We start from the raw sequence: 2,910 nt of genomic DNA, 5'->3' as shown, positions 1-2,910 counted from the left end.
TCGTCGTCGCCGTCCCCGCCACCCAGCTCGTTCTGGATGACCTTGAGCTGCTCGCGAAGGTAGTAGTCGCGGTGGTTGCGGTCCAGCTGTCCCTTGACCTTGCGGTGTATCTGCGGCTCGAGGGAGAGGATTTCATCTTCGCTCTCCATGATTATGCAAAGCAGCTCAAGGCGGCGCATGGGGTCGAACTCCGAGAGTATCTGCTGCTTCTGCTCGTATTTAAGTATTATATTGGCGGCTATGAAGTCGGCAAGCTGTCCGGGATTGTTTATGGCCTGCACCGCCACAGCAAACTCTCCGGACACCTTGGGCAGGTGGCGTGTGTAGCGCTCGAACAATCCCCTGGCTTCGCGGACAAGCGCCTCACCCTTCAGCCCGCCGTTATCCTCGACGAATATATTTTTCTGCATAACGGAGGAATAGAACGCCCCGCCCGTCTGCTCCATGGACACAAGCTCCGCGCGGCCTACCCCCTCCACGAGGACGCGCAGGTTGTTCTCGGGCAGCTTGAGTACCTGCTTTATCTTGGCGATTGTCCCAACCCTGTAAATGTGCTCCTCGTTCGGCTCCTCGACGGATATGTCCATCTGCGTTACGAGGAAGACGAGGTTGTCGTCGGCGCCCGCCTTGTCCAGCGCCTTTTTGGATATGGGGCGGTTCACCTCGAATGATATGGGTATATCGGGAAACACCACCAATCCCCTCAGTATGAGGGTTGGCAGCGTCATTTTCTCAACTTTTTCAAACAGTCTGTGCATATTTATCTCCTGTACCGCCGTGCGGCTGTTTGCGGATTGGCTTGTGTAAAATTCATGTCGGATATATACAAATTATCCCATTTATATGATATATGTATATTACCACAATATTAATTTAAGTATTTTATTATAACATAGAAATAAGGCTTTTTCCACAATAAATTGTTACAATTCTGCGACAAATATACTAAATAGGGATATTATTAGAAAAATAAAACGGAGGTAATTTTTATATTGCAAAGCGAACACATAAAATATAAAAGCATGCTTCTGCTGAATGCTCTCTATATGCTAACAATTAAGCAAAGGTTGTCAAAAGATATATTATCGCCGGAATTGTCAGCACGCTCACCAGCGTGGACACGCCTACCAGCCGTGCCCCCAGCTTCGCGTCCCCGCCGAACAGCTCCGTAAATATGGCGGTATTCGATGCGCTGGGCATAGACGCCATGAGCGTGCAGATGTAGACGAGCTTTTTGTCCAGCCCAAGAGCTATACAGAGGAACATCACAATACAGGGGATTACCAGCAGCTTGATAAATAAAAACAGGTAGGTTCTGAAGTTAAACAGCAGCGCCTTGAAGTCTACATGCGCCACAAGGGAGCCGACTATTATCATGGACAGCGGGAAGGTCATGTCTCCCACCATGGACACGGCGCTGTGGACTACATAGGGCAGCTTGATTTTTGAAACGTACAGGAGAATCCCCAGGGTGACGGACACGGTGCCGGCGTTTACGAAAACCTTGAAGTAGTTCAGCTTTGTCCCGCCCTTGCCCCGGTTAAGCAGAATTATTCCGTAGGTCCATATAAAGAGGTTGAAAAATATTGTATAGAAGGAGCCGTAGAACACACCCAGCTCCTCCCCCAGCACCGCCGAGAGGACGGGGTAGCCCACGAAGGCGCAGTTGGTGAAGATTGTCCCGAATTCGTATATCTTGCGCTCCTCCTTATCCCGAACGAAGCGGTATACGAAGAAGGACAGGAAGGCGAGCAGCAGGTGTACTCCCACGGAGGCTACGGATATCGCCGCGCCGTCCAGCAGCTTGGAGGCGTCGTAGTCCATCTGGAAGGAGTCGATTATTAGCATGGGCTGAGTTATGTAGACCAGCAGCGAGGAGAGGTGCTTTGTGCTCTTTTCGTCAATCAGCTTGAGCCTGCGGGCAAATACTCCCGCAAACATGGTAAGGAAAATGATAAGCACCCGACCGCTGACCAGCGATATATCTACCTGTGGCATAAATACTCCAAAAATATATGTAATCGGCGCATTGTCCGCCGTTATTTTCTATTGTAATGGGGCAGTGACAGAAAATATAATATCTTTTAACAAGACAAGGAGAATTTCTTTTGACTGTAGGGGACGACGACTCGGCGTCCCGTGGCTTATGTATAAGGAATACGGCGGGTCGCCCGGTGGTCGACCCCTACAATCATAATGTGCGTTGAATCATTGTTTCCAATATGGAAATCGGGGAGAAATCGCTTCGTTTTCCGAAGAACGTTTTCTCCCCGCGTGTTTTTGCCCGGGATTCTTAATATTCTATACCTTGAGAGCTTCCTCTACTGCGACCGCGACCGCAACCGTGGCTCCGACCATGGGATTGTTGCCCATGCCGATGAGTCCCATCATTTCAACGTGGGCGGGGACAGAGGAGGAGCCGGCGAACTGCGCGTCGCCGTGCATACGTCCCATGGAGTCGGTCAACCCGTAGGAAGCCGGTCCGGCCGCCATATTGTCGGGATGCAGGGTGCGTCCCGTACCGCCGCCCGACGCGACGGAAAAATAGGCCTTGTTGTTTTCGGTAGCCCACTTCTTGTAGGTCCCCGCGACAAGGTGCTGGAAGCGGGTGGGGTTGGTGGAGTTGCCTGTGATGGATACGTCCACCTTCTCATGCTTCATTATCGCCACGCCCTCGACGACATCGTTAGCGCCGTAGCAGCGCACCTTGCTCTTGTCCCCGTCGGAATATTTCTTCTCGCGGACAATTTTCAGCTCGCTTGCATAGAAGTCGTAGTCCGTCTCGACATAGGTAAAGCCGTTAATACGGGATATTATAAAGGCGGCGTCCTTGCCCAGTCCGTTGAGTATGACCTGAAGTGGCTCCTTGCGCACCTTGTTGGCCGTGCGGGCTATTCCTATGGCGCCCTC

Annotated in this window: 3 protein-coding genes; all 3 read right to left on the bottom strand. The window is 51.5% G+C overall.

Going from position 1 to position 2,910, the window contains the following annotated elements; genetic code table 11:
* The coding region (locus tag PHS07_04245) for an LON peptidase substrate-binding domain-containing protein (protein MDD4607504.1) at positions 1–758 on the bottom strand (758 nt) is incomplete at its 3' end.
* A gap of 298 nt (positions 759–1,056) precedes the next feature.
* Positions 1,057–1,998 (bottom strand): AEC family transporter, encoded by a 942-nt coding sequence (locus PHS07_04240; GenBank protein ID MDD4607503.1) that lies wholly within the window; start codon positions 1,996–1,998, stop codon positions 1,057–1,059.
* A gap of 303 nt (positions 1,999–2,301) precedes the next feature.
* Positions 2,302–2,910, bottom strand: a 609-nt coding sequence (locus PHS07_04235) for a GGGtGRT protein (protein ID MDD4607502.1), incomplete at its 5' end; no start/stop codon positions are given.

Source organism: Patescibacteria group bacterium (assembly GCA_028707495.1).
Classification (GTDB): domain Bacteria; phylum Patescibacteriota; class Patescibacteriia; order UBA2591; family JAQWAS01; genus JAQWAS01.
The sequence above is the reverse complement of the archived record's forward strand: the minus strand, read 5'-3'. Positions and strand labels throughout refer to the sequence as shown.